Origin of the sequence: Flavobacterium limicola (genome assembly GCF_003634755.1) — a bacterium.
Lineage (GTDB): Bacteria > Bacteroidota > Bacteroidia > Flavobacteriales > Flavobacteriaceae > Flavobacterium > Flavobacterium limicola.
Genome location: NZ_RBXA01000001.1, coordinates 833,917 through 852,434, shown reverse-complemented (window position 1 = coordinate 852,434; position 18,518 = coordinate 833,917). Strand labels below are relative to the sequence as shown.

At 34.7% G+C, this 18,518-nt stretch carries 17 protein-coding genes; 8 read left to right on the top strand and 9 right to left on the bottom strand.

The genetic code is table 11. The annotated features are described in order from the left end of the window. Positions 1 to 3 precede the first annotated feature (3 nt). Complete coding sequence (locus BC952_RS03775; RefSeq protein ID WP_035669641.1) at positions 4 to 348, top strand: DoxX family protein; 345 nt, start codon at positions 4 to 6, stop codon at positions 346 to 348. 122 nt (positions 349 to 470) lie between these two features. Here BC952_RS03775 and rpmA read toward each other — a convergent pair whose 3' ends face one another. Both rpmA and rplU read right to left on the bottom strand, forming a co-directional pair. Next, the gene (rpmA, locus tag BC952_RS03770; RefSeq protein WP_086453627.1) at positions 471 to 737 is read right to left on the bottom strand and encodes a 50S ribosomal protein L27; all 267 of its coding nucleotides are present in this window, start codon (positions 735 to 737) and stop codon (positions 471 to 473) included. Between the two features lie 23 nt (positions 738 to 760). Then, complete coding sequence (rplU, locus tag BC952_RS03765; RefSeq protein WP_121364303.1) at positions 761 to 1,183, bottom strand: 50S ribosomal protein L21; 423 nt, start codon at positions 1,181 to 1,183, stop codon at positions 761 to 763. Positions 1,184 to 1,420: 237 nt separating this feature from the next. On the opposite strand from rplU, the gene BC952_RS03760 reads away from it, so the two are divergent. Both BC952_RS03760 and BC952_RS03755 read left to right on the top strand, forming a co-directional pair. After that, the gene (locus BC952_RS03760) at positions 1,421 to 2,746 is read left to right on the top strand and encodes a M16 family metallopeptidase (protein ID WP_091165949.1); all 1,326 of its coding nucleotides are present in this window, start codon (positions 1,421 to 1,423) and stop codon (positions 2,744 to 2,746) included. A gap of 11 nt (positions 2,747 to 2,757) precedes the next feature. Further along, positions 2,758 to 4,806: an insulinase family protein gene (locus BC952_RS03755; RefSeq protein WP_244200088.1), complete on the top strand. Its 2,049-nt coding sequence runs from the start codon at positions 2,758 to 2,760 to the stop codon at positions 4,804 to 4,806. A gap of 70 nt (positions 4,807 to 4,876) precedes the next feature. On the opposite strand, the gene BC952_RS03750 is transcribed toward BC952_RS03755, so the two are convergent. Then, a complete protein-coding gene (locus BC952_RS03750; RefSeq protein ID WP_121364301.1) occupies positions 4,877 to 5,743 on the bottom strand; it encodes a DMT family transporter in 867 nt (288 codons plus the stop codon). Positions 5,744 to 5,852: 109 nt separating this feature from the next. On the opposite strand from BC952_RS03750, the gene BC952_RS03745 reads away from it, so the two are divergent. Then, positions 5,853 to 6,230, top strand: a complete 378-nt coding sequence (locus BC952_RS03745; RefSeq protein WP_121364300.1) for a heavy-metal-associated domain-containing protein — start codon at positions 5,853 to 5,855, stop codon at positions 6,228 to 6,230. 129 nt (positions 6,231 to 6,359) lie between these two features. Here the strand turns inward: BC952_RS03745 and gldD are convergent, their stop codons facing one another. From gldD to mutY, 4 genes are all read right to left on the bottom strand, one after another. Next, on the bottom strand, positions 6,360 to 6,923 hold the full coding sequence (gldD, locus tag BC952_RS03740) for a gliding motility lipoprotein GldD (protein WP_121364299.1): 564 nt from the start codon (positions 6,921 to 6,923) through the stop codon (positions 6,360 to 6,362). 90 nt (positions 6,924 to 7,013) lie between these two features. Continuing rightward, the gene (locus tag BC952_RS03735; RefSeq protein WP_121364298.1) at positions 7,014 to 8,309 is read right to left on the bottom strand and encodes a gliding motility-associated protein GldE; all 1,296 of its coding nucleotides are present in this window, start codon (positions 8,307 to 8,309) and stop codon (positions 7,014 to 7,016) included. A 23-nt stretch (positions 8,310 to 8,332) separates the two neighbouring features. Then, on the bottom strand, positions 8,333 to 8,773 hold the full coding sequence (locus BC952_RS03730) for a single-stranded DNA-binding protein (RefSeq protein WP_121364297.1): 441 nt from the start codon (positions 8,771 to 8,773) through the stop codon (positions 8,333 to 8,335). A gap of 44 nt (positions 8,774 to 8,817) precedes the next feature. Beyond that, positions 8,818 to 9,855, bottom strand: a complete 1,038-nt coding sequence (mutY, locus tag BC952_RS03725) for an A/G-specific adenine glycosylase (RefSeq protein WP_121364296.1) — start codon at positions 9,853 to 9,855, stop codon at positions 8,818 to 8,820. 132 nt (positions 9,856 to 9,987) lie between these two features. Between mutY and BC952_RS03720 the strand changes: the two genes are divergently transcribed. Together BC952_RS03720 and BC952_RS03715 are read left to right on the top strand one after the other, a co-directional pair. Next, positions 9,988 to 10,278: an HU family DNA-binding protein gene (locus BC952_RS03720; protein WP_066080765.1), complete on the top strand. Its 291-nt coding sequence runs from the start codon at positions 9,988 to 9,990 to the stop codon at positions 10,276 to 10,278. Positions 10,279 to 10,602: 324 nt separating this feature from the next. After that, the gene (locus BC952_RS03715) at positions 10,603 to 12,147 is read left to right on the top strand and encodes an Rne/Rng family ribonuclease (protein ID WP_113634220.1); all 1,545 of its coding nucleotides are present in this window, start codon (positions 10,603 to 10,605) and stop codon (positions 12,145 to 12,147) included. Between the two features lie 189 nt (positions 12,148 to 12,336). Here the strand turns inward: BC952_RS03715 and BC952_RS03710 are convergent, their stop codons facing one another. Beyond that, complete coding sequence (locus BC952_RS03710; RefSeq protein WP_121364295.1) at positions 12,337 to 12,780, bottom strand: nucleoside deaminase; 444 nt, start codon at positions 12,778 to 12,780, stop codon at positions 12,337 to 12,339. A 93-nt stretch (positions 12,781 to 12,873) separates the two neighbouring features. Here BC952_RS03710 and BC952_RS03705 point away from each other — a divergent pair, with 93 nt between their 5' ends. Continuing rightward, complete coding sequence (locus BC952_RS03705) at positions 12,874 to 14,655, top strand: 1-deoxy-D-xylulose-5-phosphate synthase (RefSeq protein ID WP_121364294.1); 1,782 nt, start codon at positions 12,874 to 12,876, stop codon at positions 14,653 to 14,655. A gap of 38 nt (positions 14,656 to 14,693) precedes the next feature. Next, positions 14,694 to 15,728, top strand: a complete 1,035-nt coding sequence (locus tag BC952_RS03700) for a DUF3078 domain-containing protein (RefSeq protein ID WP_121364293.1) — start codon at positions 14,694 to 14,696, stop codon at positions 15,726 to 15,728. Between the two features lie 59 nt (positions 15,729 to 15,787). On the opposite strand, the gene BC952_RS03695 is transcribed toward BC952_RS03700, so the two are convergent. Continuing rightward, positions 15,788 to 18,448, bottom strand: coding sequence for a T9SS-dependent M36 family metallopeptidase (locus BC952_RS03695; protein ID WP_121364292.1), 2,661 nt, complete (start codon positions 18,446 to 18,448; stop codon positions 15,788 to 15,790). Positions 18,449 to 18,518 lie beyond the last annotated feature (70 nt).

Below are 18,518 nucleotides of genomic sequence, written 5' to 3'. Positions count from 1 at the left end.
AATATGAGTTACCTAGATATACTTATTTTATTTTCAGCAACTTCTTTTCTTATTTACGGAATAGCTTATTTTGTATCAACGAACATGAAAAATGAATTTAAGCGATTTGGACTTGAAAAATTTGGTCCATTAACAGCTGTTTTAGAATTGGCGGGAGCTATTGGTTTGTTTATTGGCATTGGCATTCAGAACAACACTATCTTACTTCTGGCCTCAGGAGGGCTGGCTTTGTTGATGCTTCTTGGCACTGGAGTTCGCATCAAGATGAAAGATTCTTTATTAATATCTTTACCAGCATTTTTTTATTTCGTACTTAATACCTACATTTTGTATAGGACTTTAATGTAAATCTATTCGAAATGGTTTTATTTATTTGTCACCAAAATACTATTCAATCAGATTTCAAATTAAAACAAAAAACCCGTCTCGATAAAAATCGAAACGGGTTTTTTAATAATTGAGAAAATCAATTATGCTTCAACTTCGAATGGAAGTATAGAAACATAAGATTTGTTATCTCTTTTCTTTTGGAAGAAAACGACTCCATCTACTCTTGCGTGTAGTGTGTGATCTTTACTAATGTAAACATTTGCACCTGGATTATGTTTTGAACCTCTTTGTCTTACGATGATGTTCCCAGCAATAGCAGCTTGACCACCAAAAATCTTAACACCTAAACGTTTTGATTCTGATTCTCTACCATTCTTAGAACTACCGACACCTTTCTTGTGAGCCATGACGTATTAGTTTTATTTTGTTATTATTCTTTTGTGTCTTCTTTTTTAGCTTTAGCTACCTTTTTCTTTGGAGCTTCAACTTCTTCTGTAGTTGCTTCAGCTGCTGCTTTTTTAGGAGCCGCTTTTTTAGCACCAACACCAGTAATACCTTCAATTACAATTTGAGTAAGATATTGTCTGTGACCGTTTCTCTTTTTGTATCCTTTTCTTCTTTTCTTTTTGAAAACGATAACTTTATCTCCTTTTAAGTGTTGTAACACTTTAGCTTCTACTGAAGCACCTTCTATAGCTGGGGCGCCTAAAGTGATAGTTCCGTTATCATCTAATAAAAGAACTTTGTCAAAAGAAACTTTTGAACCCTCTTCATTAGTCAAACGGTTAACATAAACCTTTAAGTCTTTGCTTACTTTGAATTGTTGCCCTGCTATCTCTACGATTGCATACATACTGAATTGTTTTAATAATTTTTAAGGTTGCAAATATACAATTAAATATTTAACTCGCAATTTGTTGAAGAAAAAAAATATTTTTTACGCCAGAATTCCTTATTTGTTAGGCTTTTGAACCAACTTTACGAAAGAACATGATGAACTAGTGTTAAATTTCCCACACCGAAGTAGTTTTGATGTAACAAAAATATAAAAGGACTACTAACAGTACATATTAACAAAATTATTAACCTTATGAAAAATTCATTAATGGCTTTAGGTGCTTTGTTTATGCTAGGAGGAGTCGCTTCTGCGCAGAAAGTAGCTTTTGAGGAATACAAATTAGACAATGGCTTGCATGTGATTTTGCACAACGACCCATCTGCTCCTACCGTTATTACATCTGTGATGTACCATGTGGGTGCCAAGGACGAAAATCCAGAGAGAACTGGTTTTGCTCACTTTTTTGAACATTTATTGTTTGAAGGAACCGAAAATATCAAACGAGGTGAGTGGTTTAAGATTGTAACTGGAAACGGTGGTGTAAATAATGCCAACACTACTGACGATAGAACCTATTATTATGAAGTTTTCCCTTCTAACAACTTAGAATTAGGTTTATGGATGGAAGCAGAAAGAATGTTACACCCAGTAATTAACCAAATTGGTGTTGATACTCAAAACGAAGTGGTAAAGGAAGAAAAAAGACTTCGTGTTGACAATCAGCCTTATGGAAACTTTTTAGCGGAAGTGAAAAAGAATATTTTCACAAAACACCCGTATCGTTGGGCAACTATTGGTTCAATGAGCCATTTAGACGCTGCTACATTAGAAGAGTTCCAAGCTTTCAACAAGAAATTTTACATTCCGAATAATGCTGTTTTGATTGTTGCCGGTGATTTCAAAAATGAACAAGCTAAAGAATGGATCCAAAAATATTTTGGACCTATCAAAAAAGGAGCTGCTATCCAAAGAGAGACATTTGTTGAAGAACCAATTACTCAAACCATAAAAGCTAAATTTGAAGATGCTAATATCCAAATCCCTGCAATTGTAGCAGCGTACAGAACGCCATCTATGAAAACTAGAGACGCAAGAGTATTGGACATGATTTCTTCTATTTTAAGCGACGGAAAAAGCTCAAGATTATACAAGAAAATAGTTGATGACAAGAAAATGGCCTTACAAATTGGTGCATTTAGCAATAGTCAAGAAGATTATGGAAGTTATATCATTTACGGTTTGCCACAAGCTCCAAACACTGCTGAGAATATTCTTGCCGAAATTGACTTGGAAATCGTAAAACTACAAACAGAATTGATTTCTGAAAAAGATTTACAAAAATTACAAAACAAATTCGAAAACCAATATGTAAACAGCAACTCAACTATTGATGGTATTGCTGACAACTTGGCTTCCTATCATTTGTTATACGGTGATGTAAACTTAATCAACACTGAAATCGAAATCTACCATTCTATCACTCGTGAGGAAATCAGAGATATTGCCAAGAAATATTTAAATCCAAACCAAAGATTAGTTTTGGATTACGTTCCATCTAAAGACAAAGCTCAAAACTAAGATATCTAATTATGAAAAAATCAATATTAATTTTATCAAGCTTGTTCTTAACAGTAATCATGCAAGGACAAATCATCCCTCAGCCAAAGCCCGGAGTAGCTCCAACAATAAAAATTGGAAAACCGATAACCTTTGAATTAAAAAATGGTTTAAAAGTTATGGTGGTTGAAAACCATAAATTACCAAGAGTTTCATTCAGTCTTACTTTAGACAATGATCCGTATACTGAAGGCGACAAAAAAGGAGTTGCTGACATGACCAGTACTTTAATTGGAAGCGGCACCACTAAAATTTCGAAAACAGCTTTCAATGAAGAGGTTGATTTTCTGGGAGCTAACATCAATTTTAGTTCTAATGGAGCTTCAGCAAGTGCATTATCTAAATATTCTGGAAGAGTTTTAGAATTAATGGCTGACGGTGCATTGAACCCAAACTTCACTCAGGAGGAATTTGATAAAGAAAAAACAAAACTTATTGAAGGATTAAAATCGAATGAGAAAAGCGTTTCAGCAGTTGCAGCTAGAGTTGTGGATGTTTTGACTTATGGAAAAAACCATCCTGCCGGTGAATATGTAAGTGAAGCTACATTGAAAAATGTAACTCTTGCCGATGTAAAAGCCAACTACAATACTTATTTTGTTCCAAGTAATGCATACCTAATTATTGTTGGTGATGTAAAATTCAACGAAACAAAAAAAATGGTAGAGAAATTCTTTGGTTCATGGAAAAAGGCAACCGCTCCATCGATAACTTATAATGACCCAAAAGACGTTCAGTATTCACAAATCAACTTTATTGACATGCCAAATGCTGTTCAATCAGAAGTTGCGGTTGTAAATATTTCGAACCTTAAAATGACTGATCCTGATTACTTCGCAGTTTTGGTTGCTAATCAAATCCTTGGAGGTGACTTTAACAGTTATATTAATATGAACTTGCGTGAAGCACACGGATGGACGTATGGCGCTAGAACTAGCATTTACGGAGACAAACGCGTTTCTACTTTCAATGCTTCTACACAAGTTCGTAATGCCGTAACAGATAGTACGGTTGTTGAGATTTTTAAAGAATTCAAAAAAATCAGAACAGAGAAAGTAACTGACGAAATGTTAGCCAGTGTAAAAGCAGGTTATATTGGACGTTTTGTAATGCAAATTGAAAAACCTCAAACGGTAGCTGGATATGCTTTGAGAATTCAAACACAAAGCTTACCGGCAGATTTCTATGAAAACTACATCAAAAATATCAGTGCTGTAACTGCAGATGACATTTTGAGAGTAGCCAATAAATACTTCTTGGCAGACAACAGCCGAATCGTAATTGTAGGAAAAGCAGCTGATGTAGCTCCTAGTTTAGAAAAATTGAAATTCCCGGTATCATACTTTGATAAGTACGGAAATCCAACTGCTAAACCTGAATTCAAAAAATCGGTTCCAGCGGGAGTTACTGCCAAAAACGTTATCGACAATTACATCAAAGCTATTGGTGGCGAAAAAGCAGCATTAGCAGTAAAAACAATCGCAATGACCGGAACTACAACAATTCCACAAGCGCCTTCTCCATTAAATTTTACTTCTAAAATTGACGCCAAAGGAAAACTTATGGTTGAATTAGCCATGGGAACTATGAGCCTGATGAAACAAGTTGTAAATGAAAAAGAAGCTTATGTAATGCAGCAAGGGCAACGTCAGAACATCGAAGGAACGATGCTAACAGACATGAGAGCAGCTGCAACACCATTTGAAGAATTGTCTCTTTCTAAAAAACAAGGATTAACTTTAGAAAGTATTGAGTCCATTAATGGAAAAGACGCTTACGCTGTTAAAAACGGAAAAACTACTTTATACTATGATGTAGTTTCCGGTTTAAAATTAGCTGATTCAAAGGTCATGGAACAAGGTGGAAAAAGCGTAACGCAAACTACTAATTACGGAGATTACAAAGAAGTAAAAGGAGTTAAGGTTCCTTTTAACATCATCCAAAATGTAGGTTTTGAATTAGACATAAAAATGTCTGATGTAAAAATCAATGAAGGTGTTTCAGATGCTGATTTTCAATAATCAAATCTTGAATAAATAATCGAAGGCTGTCTTTTTAGGCAGCCTTCGTTGTTTAATACTATTATCTAAACTATTTCTTAGCCGATAAATAAACACCTATTAAAATAATGAAAGCACCAAAAAACTGAACCGGCGTAAGCATTTCATTGTCTAATAATCCCCAGCAAAAAGCAACTACAGGAATCAAATAAGTTACCGAAGTAGCAAAAACAGGTGAAGACATTTGGATCAATTTAAAAAATAGAATATTCGCAATTCCGGTTCCTACAACCCCAAGAACCATTATAAATAAAACCGATTCCTGCACTTTTACATCATGCACCACTTCAAAGAAACCGGAGCAAAACAAGATGATGAATGCCGGAAAAAATAACACCATAAAATTCCCAGTCGTAATACTTAGCGGACTCAAATCGTGCAAATATTTTTTGATTAAATTGACATTGACTGCATAACATATTGAAGCTATCAAAACCAAAATAGCATAATAATAATTTTGTTCCGGATGATGGATTGCACCATTCAAAATCAACAAAGCGCTTCCTATCAAACCAATTAGAATCCCAAAAATCTGATTTCTTTTGAATTGCAATCCAAAAACCAAAGCTCCTAAAATCAATGTATTCAAAGGAGTCAGAGAATTCAAAATAGAACTAACGGAACTATCAATTTCGGTTTGGGCAATCGCAAACAAATAAGCGGGAATAAATGTCCCAAATAGAGAAGTCAAGGCAACATATTTCCATTTATATGCTGGAATTTTGGACAAACTTTTAAACCCTATCAATATTAAAAAAACAGCTGCAAAAATAATTCGCAACGATCCCAACTGTAAAGCTGTTAATCCAATTAATCCTTTTTTTATTAGTATAAATGAACTCCCCCAAACTAAGGCAAGAACCATCAAGTACACCCACTTCAACTGCTTCGATTCCATAAAAATAATTTTGCCCCAAAATTGTAATTATTTTATGAATTAGTCCTTCTTTTTTTAATTAATTTTGTGAGATACAAACATGCTTTTAATCTTTTAAATTTTCAACATAATGAATTTCAAAAAATCAATCGTAACGCTAATACTTACCAGTGTTTTATTTGTAGGCTGTAAAGAAAAATCAACAGATAAAGTTTCAAAAGAAACTGCAACAACAGAAACTCCAAAAGTTAAAAAAGAAATTGCTGCTGCTAATCTTCAAACAGCGAGTTTCTCTGTAGAAGGAATGACATGCGCTGTAGGTTGCGCAAAAACTATCCAAGAAGATTTAACCGCACTGGACGGTGTTCAAAAAGCAACAGTAGATTTTGACACAAAACTAGCCACAGTAACTTTTGACAAAACAGTTCAAACACCAGAAAAACTGACAACAGTTGTCGAAGCTGCTGCCGATGGTAAAACGTATAAAGTTTCGAAAATGAAGTCGTAATCCAGACTTTTACATTCTATAAAAAAAGCATTCTCTTAACGGGAATGCTTTTTTTGAACCATATAAGAAAGCTCTGAATCCAATATTCACGCGCTTATTTATACTTAAATGATAAAATATTACTTTTTGTTATTTCCATTTTAAGGTTTCCATCAGTCGCTGCATGTCATTTTTGATATAACTCGCCGCTGGCATAATAGAATCATAATTAGGTCTTGCATAGAAATAAACGGAACCCGTTACAAAATGCTTGGTACTATCAGTGGCATAAAACTGTGAATTTGTAGCGGCATTTCCTTCTACCTGATAAAACATTCCATAAACTTTTTGGTCGGAATTCAAATACGGCTGTTCTAATATATCATCTGCTTTTATCACGTGTTCAAAAGTTAATTTTTGCGCATCACGCAATAATTTATTGACATTTTCCGACACTGGTTTATACGTGAGATAAATTGTCGCTTTCATTTTAGGGTATGTAATCGTGAAACCACAATTCTTGTCTTTTTTAATAACGGCGTCTGAATTCATTTCGAAAGTAAAAGGGCACTCATTTTCAAAATTCACATATTTGGCTTCTGGATAATCCAACCGCAAATAGCTTGATGGTTTTGGCAAGACATCGTCTTTGCAACTAAAACTCACCAATGAGACTCCCATTATTGTACAAAAAGCGATTGTTTTTTTAAACATCTTTATTCTAAATTTATTTAATCTTTTATTTTTTCAAGAGAAACACCTTCCACAATTATTCTCCTTCCTTCGGAAGCGGTTAGGGGAGAATTATTCAATCGTTACTTTTATTTGTTTCACCCGTTTTTTATCAACTGCTTCTACCGTAAACAGACAGTTTTCAAATGTTATTTTTTGATCTTTTTTAGGAAAATTACCTAGAATTTCCAAAATAAATCCAGCTAGCGTTTCAGCTTCTCCTTTTTTGATTTCAAATAACTCTTCATCAACATCAATAATTCGATAAAAATCCTTAAGGTTTATTTTTCCTTCAAAAAGGTAATTTTTATCGTCAATTTGGGAAAAATTTATATGATCATCATCAAATTCATCACTGATATCTCCAACAATTTCTTCAATGACGTCTTCAAGGGAAACCAATCCTGATGTTCCGCCATATTCATCAACAACGATAGCCAAATGACTTTTCATGCTTTGAAAATCTTTTAACAGATTATCCAATTTTTTATTTTCAGGAACAAAGAAAGGCTCTCGCAACAACGATTTCCAATCAAATTCATTTTTATTAATATGTGGCAACAAATCTTTGACATACAAAACGCCTTCTATCTGATCTATATTGTCTCGATACACTGGAATTCTGGAATATCCTTTTTCTATAATTTTGGGACAAATAACGGAAAAAGATTCCTCTATTTCTAAAGCAAAAATGTCAATTCGGGGACTCATCACTTGTCTCGTATCCGTATTTCCAAAGCTTACAATTCCTTCTAAAATTTTTTGCTCTTCGGTAGATGTCTCATCCGAAGCCGTAAGTTCTAAAGCTTGTGATAATTGATTGACAGAGAAATTTGTTTTTTGTTTTCCTAATTTGTTATGCAAATAAATCGTGGCGGCCCGCATGGGTAAACTTATTGGAGATAACATCTTATCCAGAAAAGCAATTGGGTAGGCTATCAATTTAGCGAATTTTACGTTATTTCTGCTGGCATACACTTTGGGCAGAACCTCTCCAAATAACAAAATCAAAAATGTCACGACCAATACTTCCAGAATGAATTTTAAAAGTGTTGATGTTATCGCAGCAAACATACTTTTTCCAACAAATGAAAATAATATTACGATGGCTATGTTAATAAAGTTATTTGCTACCAGAAGCGTAGCCAGAAGTTTTTTGGGCTTTTCTAAAAGTTCCGAAATTATTTTCCCTTTAGAATTATGCTCCTGTATCGTTTCCTCGACATCTTTTTGTGACAACGAAAACAAGGCTACTTCAGCACCTGAAATTAAAGCGGAACAAAACAGCAAAACGACTATTCCTGTTATGCCAACTGCTACATTAGCACCTACAGCGTAAGTAACAAATAAACTGGGCTCTGGGTCCAAATTAGTTAAGATTAATTAAACAATCAAAATGGCAAGTCATTAATAGGCAAGACATTATTTTCTGGGTCAAAATTAGTGTTTTTCACAACATCAGCTGCAGGAATTTGTTTGTTACTTTCACTGTCTTTTTTTGTGGAAAGAAAAGTGAATTCGGTTACCTGAATTTCAGTGGTATGTTTTGTACTTCCATCCTCTGACTGCCATTGACGGGATTTAATGCGCCCTTCCACGTAAATTTTATCTCCTTTAGAAAGGTATTTTTCACAAAGTTCTGCCGCTTTATTGCGCACTACCAAATTATGCCACTCCGTAGAAGTGATTTTTTCATTGGTAGTTTTGTTGATGTATACTTCGTTTGTTGCCAACTGAAATCTTCCGATACAGTTGCCTCCGTCAAAATAATGCATTTTAATATCATCGCCAAGAAAACCAATTAGCATAACCTTATTTAATGTTCCGTTCATTTTAGAATGTAGTATTTTATCAAAGATACATTTTTTTAGAAACTCTATAAATCCTTTTCAATAAAATTATGAATCACAATTGGAAACGGAAAAGTTCTCAATGTTTCCCTATCAATTCCGTTTTCAATTGTTCCTTCAATTTTCACTTTCCAAAACTTGATGTGCAAATGCTGGTGTGACAATTTATGAATGATACTTTTTTCGTTATATTCTAACATACTCATAATTTCATATTGGTTGCTAAAATCCTTTTGTATAAGAGCAGTGATAGTATCAAAATCTTCTTCTTTTTCTGTTTCTATCAAAGGAAATTCATATAAGTTGTGCCAAATCCCTTTGTCTGTTCGTTTCTGGATAAGTGTATTTCCCGTTTCGTCTTCAAGAACCAAATAATTAAAGTATCGGTTCCTAACTTTTAGTTTTTTGGACTTTACAGGCAACTGATCGACTTTGTTTTTTTGCAAAGCAGCGCAACTTTCATTAAAAACACAAATACCGCAATTCGGACTTTTAGGAACGCATTGCAACGCGCCAAATTCCATAATGGCTTGATTGAAGGTCGCAGGATTATCCTTTGGCATCAGCTCGAAAGCTAAAGCAGCGAATTCTTTTTTGGCGGAAGCCTGAGCAATATCCGTATCCATATCAAAATAACGGGACAAAACCCGAAACACATTCCCATCAACAACGGCAACAGCTTCATTATAGGAGAAAGAAGCAATAGCTGCCGCCGTATATTCCCCTACTCCTTTTAATTTTAATAAGTCATTATAATTGTCTGGAAATACTCCCGATAATTCCTGTGCGATATGTTGGGCTGTTTTATGTAGGTTTCGGGCTCTGGAATAATATCCCAATCCCTGCCAGAGTTTCAAAACTTGTTCTTCATTGGCTTCCGCCAAATCAAAAACAGTAGGAAAAGCGGTTGTAAAAGACATAAAATAAGGCATTCCTTGTGCAACACGCGTCTGTTGCAACATGATTTCAGAGAGCCAAATAGGGTATGGATTGGTAGTATTTCGCCATGGTAAATCGCGTTTATTTTGTAAATACCATTTTATCAGCAGGTTAGAAAAATTCATCTTTAAATATTAGACTACAAAAGTAAAAGTTTATGTAATTAAATTTTAATCAATTAGCTTGAATAATTGTATTTTAAATTCATATCTTTGCAACCTCAAAAAAATAGTACAACATTATAAATAGGAAAGAAAATGACGAAAGCAGATATCGTAGCAAAAATTTCAGAGAAATTAGGTCTTGAAAAAGGAGATGTACAGGCGACTGTAGAGACTTTTATGAATGAAGTAAAAAATTCATTGGAAACTGGAGACAATGTTTATTTAAGAGGTTTTGGAAGTTTTATAGTGAAAACTAGAGCTGAGAAAACAGGAAGAAATATTTCTAAAAATACGACAATAAAAATTCCTGCACACAACATTCCTGCATTTAAACCTGCAAAAGTTTTTGTAGAAGGAGTAAAAACAAATAACGAAGCAAAATAATAATATTAATTAATCATAAAATCGACAAGATATGCCAAGTGGTAAAAAAAGAAAGAGACATAAGGTAGCAACTCACAAACGTAAAAAAAGAGCGAGAGCTAACCGTCACAAAAAGAAAAAGTAGTTTTAAACTACTTTTTTCTTTTTAAACGTTCATTGAAATTGAGATTTAAGATTGTAGATTACCGATTTAAGATTGCAGATTTGAAAAATCTAAAATCAAGAATCAAAACTCATAAATCTAAAATCTCCCCGGGTTCAATACCTGTTAAAATATTGTTTAATCCATTTGTTCGCCTTGGCGAATAGATAAAAATGTACAGCGTGAATAAAGAATTAATCATCCGATCTAGTTCTGAAGCCGTAGATTTTGCCTTATTAAAAGATGGAAAACTAATTGAATTACACAAAGAAGAAGAAAAAAGCAACTTCCAAGTTGGTGATATTTTTATTGCCAAAATCAGGAAACCAGTTGCCGGACTTAACGCTGCTTTTGTAAATGTAGGCTTCGAAAAAGATGCCTTTTTACATTATCATGATTTAGGACCTAATTTAGCTTCCCAACTGAAATTCATAAAACTTGTAAGCGCAGGTAAATTAAAAGATTTCTCCCTAAAAAACTTTCAGTTTGAAAAAGAAATAGACAAAGATGGCACCATTACTGATGTTTTGAGTTCCAATCAATCTGTTTTAGTACAAGTCGTCAAAGAACCTATATCTACAAAAGGACCAAGAATTAGCGCTGAGCTTTCTCTTGCCGGAAGATTTATAGTTTTGGTTCCGTTTTCTGACCGCGTTTCTATTTCACAAAAAATAGAAGACAAAAAAGAAAAAGAACGCTTGAAACGATTAGTGCAATCCATCAAACCAAAAGGATTTGGTGTTATTGTTCGCACAGTAGCCGAAGGCAAAAATACAGCCGAATTAGAAAAAGATTTGCAGAACCTGCTCAGCAGATGGACTGCAATGTGTAAAAAATTACCAACTGCTCATCATCCGTCAAAAGTATTAGGAGAACTCAACAGAGCCTCTTCGATATTAAGAGATGTATTCAACGATACCTTCAGCGGTATTCAGATAGATGACGAAGAGTTGTACAACCAAACAAAGGATTATTTGCAAGAAATTGCACCATCCAAACAATCAATCGTTAAGTTTTATCAATCAAAAGACACACCTATTTTTGAGAAATACAACATAGAGAGACAAATCAAAACTTCTTTTGGAAAAACAGTATCCATGAGTAAAGGAGCGTATCTTATTATCGAACACACTGAAGCCTTGCACGTCATTGACGTAAACAGCGGAAACCGTTCTAATAAAGCCACCAACCAGGAAGATACAGCCATGGAAGTCAATATGATTGCAGCTGCCGAAATCGCAAGACAATTACGTCTTCGTGATATGGGCGGAATCATCGTAGTCGATTTTATCGATATGTCAAATCCTGAAAATCGCAAAGTGTTGTTCGATTTCTTGAAAGAAGAAATGAGCGATGATAAAGCAAAACACAAGATCTTACCTCCGAGTAAATTTGGATTAGTTCAAATTACAAGACAAAGAGTAAGACCAGAAGTTAATATTAAAACTAGAGAAGAAGATCCAAACAATGAAAGTGGTGAAATTGAAGCGCCAATTCAAATCATTGATAAAATCGCTTTTGATCTGGAAAGAGTATTAAAAAACCACAAAGATGTTGTGCTTAATGTACACCCTTTTGTGGCAGCATACCTTACCAAAGGTTTTCCATCATTACGTTCAAAATGGTTTCTTGAACATAAAAAATGGGTGAAAATTATACCTCGTGATGCTTACACGTATTTAGAATATCATTTCTACGACAAAAAAGAAAATGCTGTCATAGAATAAATTACAAACTCCTCAAGAAATTGGGGAGTTTTTTTTTTGCGTCATTGCGAGATTTTTCGAAGCAATCTGTAATTTATAATTTATTTGTTTTTAGGAGCTATTTCCAGCTATCCGCTATATCTTTTCCTGGCTAAAGAAGCCAGAAAAAGGATGCCGCTTCTATCTGGGCTATGGCATTCGTTTATAGTATCACTTCCTTCTCTCAACAAAAAATCGCTTCATCAACTCCGAAGCTTCATTTGCCATAATTCCAGAAACAACTGTAGTTTTAGGATGCAATTGCGTACCCATTTTCACAAAACCACGATGTTCATCACTGGCTCCATATACAATTTTTGAAATCTGACTCCAGTACAAAGCACCGGCACACATCTGGCAAGGCTCCAGTGTGACATATAGTGTACAACCTATTAAATATTTCCCGCCAAGATAATTCGCAGCGGCAGTGATGGATTGCATTTCGGCGTGAGCCGTAACATCATGTAATAATTCGGTTAAATTATGACTTCTGGCAATGACCTTATTATCAATGACAATTAGGGCGCCAACAGGAATTTCACCTTTTTCAAAAGCCATTTCAGCTTCCTGCACAGCCTTTTTCATAAAATATTCGTCGGTGAAAGGATTTATCATAGTATAGATCGCAAATTCGCAAATTTAAATTCTTTGTGAAACAACTTTTTTTATCAACTGCAAAAATACAATTTCAAATCGTACCTTTGCTTTATGTCAGATAATTTACTTTCAAACATCAACAACCCAACCGATTTACGCTTGCTTGACGAAGCCCAACTTCCTCAAGTTGCCCAAGAATTACGCGATTTCATTATCGACATTGTGGCTGTAAAAGAAGGTCATCTTGGCGCAAGCCTGGGAGTCATCGAATTGACCATTGCGTTGCATTATGTTTTTGATACTCCAAATGATTTATTGATTTGGGACGTAGGCCATCAAGCCTATGGACATAAAATACTCACAGGAAGAAGAGAAAATTTTCATACCAATCGTCAACTCGGCGGTATTTCCGGTTTCCCAAAAAGAAGTGAGAGTATTTACGATGCTTTTGGTGTAGGCCACTCCTCTACTTCCATTTCGGCAGCGTTAGGAATGGCAATTGCTTCTAATTTGAAGGGCGATTTCAACAAACAACACATTGCTGTGATTGGAGACGCTTCCATCGCTTCAGGAATGGCTTTTGAAGGCCTAAATCACGCCGGAGTTACAGATGCTAATTTATTAGTGATTCTTAATGATAACGCTATCGGGATTGATCCAAGCGTTGGTGCTTTGAAACAATACCTCACTGCCGTAAAAGAAGGAAAAAATCCGAGGCAAAACAACATGATTAAATCATTGAATTTTGATTATTCGGGTCCAATAGACGGCCATGATATTTTTGTCGTGATTAAAGAACTAAAACGTTTACAAAAAATAAAAGGACCTAAATTCCTTCATATCATTACCACAAAAGGGAAAGGTCTTCAACAAGCCGAAGAGGATCAGGTAAAATACCATGCTCCGGGAAAATTTGACGCTTTAACTGGAGAAATACACGTTAAATCCGAAGAAAAATTACCTCCAAAATATCAGGATGTTTTTGGCTTGACCGTATTGGATCTAGCCAGAAAAAATGACAAAATCATAGGAATTACACCTGCTATGCCATCCGGAAGTTCGTTAAAATTCATGATGGATGCCTTTCCAAAACGTGCTTTTGACGTGGGAATTGCCGAACAGCATGCCGTGACTTTAGCTGCCGGAATGGCAACACAAGGCATGGTAGTTTATTGCAATATTTACTCAACATTTTTACAAAGAGCATATGACCAAATAATCCACGATGTGGCGCTACAAAATCTTCCAGTGATTTTTTGTTTGGACAGAGCAGGTTTAGTGGGAGAGGATGGAGCCACACACCACGGTGTTTTCGATTTGGCTTATTTGCGTTGCATTCCTAACATGATTATTCATGCCCCAATAAATGAAATAGCATTGCAAAACATCTTATATACTGCTCAATTAGGATTAAATCATCCTATCGCTATTCGCTATCCACGTGGTCGCGGCGTTATTGCAGATTGGCAAACACAACATCTTAGGAAGTATAAAAAAATAGTAATTGGAGAAAGTGTTTGCATCAAAGAAGGTTCGAAAGTTGCCGTTTTATCCAATGGAACTATTGGCATCAATGTCTCTTTGGCTATAGCCAAAATGAAACATCCACAAAATATTGCGCATTATGATTTTTCATTTGTCAAACCGTTAGACGAAAAGGTATTAAACACCATTTTCAATACCTTTAATACCATCATTACAATAGAGGATGGCACTGTAAAAGGCGGGTTTGGAAGTGCAATTCTCGAGTTTGCCTCGGAGAACAATTATGCGTCAAAAATTACTGTTTTGGGTATTCCAGATGAGTTTATTGAACATGGAACGGTAACCGAATTGCAACAATATTGCAAAATTGACGTTAAAAGTCTTGAAATATTTTTTTCAAGTTATTAAAATAATTATTTTGCCGTCTTAAATATAACTACCCCAAAATGAAATTTTTAGTCTACACATTATTACTGCTTACATTCACAATCCCTCTTAATAGTTTTTCCCAACAAGCAACAAACAGCACTCTTCTTGATGGACTTACACCTATAACCAGACTAACAACTGCAGGGAAATCATTGTATGTACCACTAAAAATACAAACTAAAACACATTATCTTCCCTTAACGTATTGGAGTAAAAAAAACAGTTTAGGCTTTGATATTTCCGAAGTTGCCTTTGTTAACTGGTCTGCCGGGGGAACAAGTTCGATTTCAGGATTATTTAAAGGAAAATTTCACAGAGTCTATGCCCGTAGTAATTACAACTGGTCAAATGAATTAATCGTTAAGTATGGATTGAATAAACAAGACGGAATCGATCTTAGAAAAACCGAAGATGCAATACAATTAAACTCTACTTTTGGCTACAGAAAAGACACACTTTCTAACTGGTATCATTCTGCAAAATTTAATTTTAATACGCAGTTCACAAACGGTTATGCCTATCCAAATACTGAAAAAGCAATCTCAAAACCATTTGCTCCAGCTTATATTTTTATGGGAATAGGAGCAGAAAATATCGACAAAGAAAAAAAGAGAACGTTTTACATCTCTCCTTTTACATTTAAAACAACCTTAGTTTTAGACCAAAGACTGGCTGATCAGGGTGCTTTTGGTGTTCCAAAAGCTACTTACGATCTCGACGGAAATCAACTCACAGAAGGTGAAAGATCAAAAATGGAACTTGGTTTTCTGATTACCAACAAATACAAAAAAGAAATATTCAAAAATATTAATTTAGAAAATCGACTAAGCTTATATTCTGATTATGTAAATCGTTTTGGAAATATAGATATTGATTGTGACTTACAAGTAGAGTTAGTAGTTAATCAATATGTAAAAGCGAATATTGGAGCACACGTTATCTATGATGATGACATTAAATCCAAAAGAGAAATAGAGGGCATTCAGGTAACCGAAGGTCCAAAAACTCAATTAAGACAAGCGATTGGAGTTGGCATTGAGTATATATTCTAAATAAAAAAACCTGAAATATTTGTTATATATTTCAGGTCTTTTTTTGTTAATTAATTATTTTAGTTTATAATTATTTTCTCTACATATTTCAAACCTTCTCCCGTAATATCAATCATATATATACCAGCGCTAAGTTGACTTAAATCAAATGATTTTTCATTACTAAACGCTACTTTATCTTCGCTATATACTATTCTACCATTAAGATCAACCACTTTTACGGCTACTAATCCGTTATAGTTGTTAATTCGAACCGTTATATTCCCATTTGATGGATTTGGATACACACGCATCACATTTTCTTGATTAATGTCTACTGTTCCTAGTGTACAATTTGCTCCTGCAGCAGGTCTAGTAAAATCTTCCGCTTGATCATTTCCAATATTTCTATCTCCAGCTGATGCATTGAACCCTAGGCCTCTAGCTGCAAAAACTTCCCAAATTAAGCAGTAATCCTTACCACCTGTTATTGCCTGATCTGCAGCTATAATAGCATTTCTTGCATCTACAAAAGTTGGACTACAAGGTTGTAACTTTATACCATCTAACACAATGCGCATCAGCCTATTATTTCCTCCGTTACCGGTATACTTGTTGTCATCATAACCATACTTATTAATGTAGGCCCAAGTTAAATCCCATAACATAGTAGCCCATACCGAACCTACACCATGTACAGAAGTTTGCTCAACTCCATTAGCATCCACCGATTGAAAATTATTAGTGAAAGCATATGTCATTGGATTTACCTCCCTATCTGTTGAATATTGATAATCTCTGATTCCCAAACCATCATTAGCTTGTGAAGAAACAAAAGTTCCAATTCCTCTTTTTGCCGCTCCAACATCTCCAGGTTTTAATTGCATCATCAAAGCAAACCAATCAGACCAACCTTCGCCCATTTGATCTTTGTTTGTTAAACAACTTGAATTATTTCTACCCCCAGCTAATCGCGTTGAAATACCGTGTCCATATTCGTGTGCGATTATCCCATTATCAAAATCACCATCTGAATTCAAAAAAGGTTGTGACTGTGTTTGTATCTTCACATTTACTGGACCAATTGCCATTTGCGCTATTAGATTCTCACCTGTAGAACTCGAAACACTTATTGCTGGAATGGCAATAGTCGCATCTGAACCTGACATTGGAATACTTCTCTCTTCATTATTTACTACAATTACAGCAATTGCCCCTTGATTTTGAGCTGCTTTTACTTTTACAGTAAAATTACAACTCCCTCGTCTAACAATAACAATTTTACCATTCATTGCTGCGGCATTTGTAGGTGCTGAACATCCTTCTGAAGCATTACCAAAACTATCTAAATACAATACTAAATCAGATTGCAGAAATGAAGGCTCAACTGGTAAGTCAATCCTTCCTGGACTAAAAGAATTTTGAGTGGCTACATAATTCCCTATCAGACTCTCAGGAGAAGTAACAATCAATGGCTTAATTTCGGGACCTCGACTCCACACAAACATTTGCATTCTACCTCTATTTCCATCAACAGGAGTAGAGAAATTAGCATTATTTAAACTCATTGGGGTCGCTAATGAACCATCTTGAGCTTCCGCATTAACATAGTCGCCTCCCGTACCTCCACGGTCATAATTATTCTCTTGAAAATTACCACTTAACTCATCAAATCCATATTGATACCATACATCATGCATAATATTGTTCATGTAAAATAAATTAGTGTTCGCAGCTTCAATGTAAGTGGATGCGTTAACGCTTGTGCCCCCATATGGGAAATCAAACAACAAGGATAATCCTCCGTCAGGACTTGAACCACCATCTTGATTACTTGCAAAAAAATCATCTTTTGCCCAAACATTATTTCCTCTTGTAATAGTATGCTCAGGACCAATAGCACCATCAGTATCATGCCATCCAAATGGTGATGCATTACTATTTGAAGGATTTGATATCAACTGAAAAGCTCCATGACTTGGACTCTCTACGTTAAAAGGTATTACACGGTAAGAGCCCCCTGAAGATGAAGAAATTACAGGAGAATACAGCTGTTTTGGCAACATCTCTGCGCTATTTAAGACAAAATTACTTTCAGTTACAAATACTTTATCTTTATGAAAATTACAAGAAATAACTAAATCATTTTTTTCTAATAATTTACCATTTAAAGCATCTATCCTAACACTCCATAAATGATCATGTACGCTAGTATTAATGTTAAAGTCCCAAGCCAAAATTAATTTGTTGCCACTTTCTTGGTGGTATACTAAATTTGCTAGAACCGGTTCCGTAATTCCAAGACCATTACTTATTTTGTATTTGTTAATTTCAACAGTTTCTAAAACAGTAAATTTTTCCTTAGGTGTAATCCCTAATTGAAAGTAAGCCTTTCCCAGTGCATCTACTACAGATAGGCTCGATTTTGTTGCATTAACCTTCTTAAATGCATCAGTGATAGTGCTGTTTTTTACGTCAATTACCTGCTTATTTTTTATAGAAAAATTAGAAACTGCTCTAAAAATCTCTATCCCATTATATCGTTGTATTACGTAGCAGTTTTCTATACCGGAAGTGGTAAGACTACCCTCACTTTGAATAGCCCAATCGCTTAATTCACGATTTAACTTATTAGATCTGGCTTCAGAACCATTCAAATAATTTTGAATTATTTGTTTATTTGACTGCGAAAAAACCAGTAATGGAACTATAAAAATAACAGAAAGTAGAATTTTTTTCATAAAAAATAAATGATTATTAAATTATTAAGCAAAACTAATTGATTTATTTGGTTTAGCAAACAAATTATAA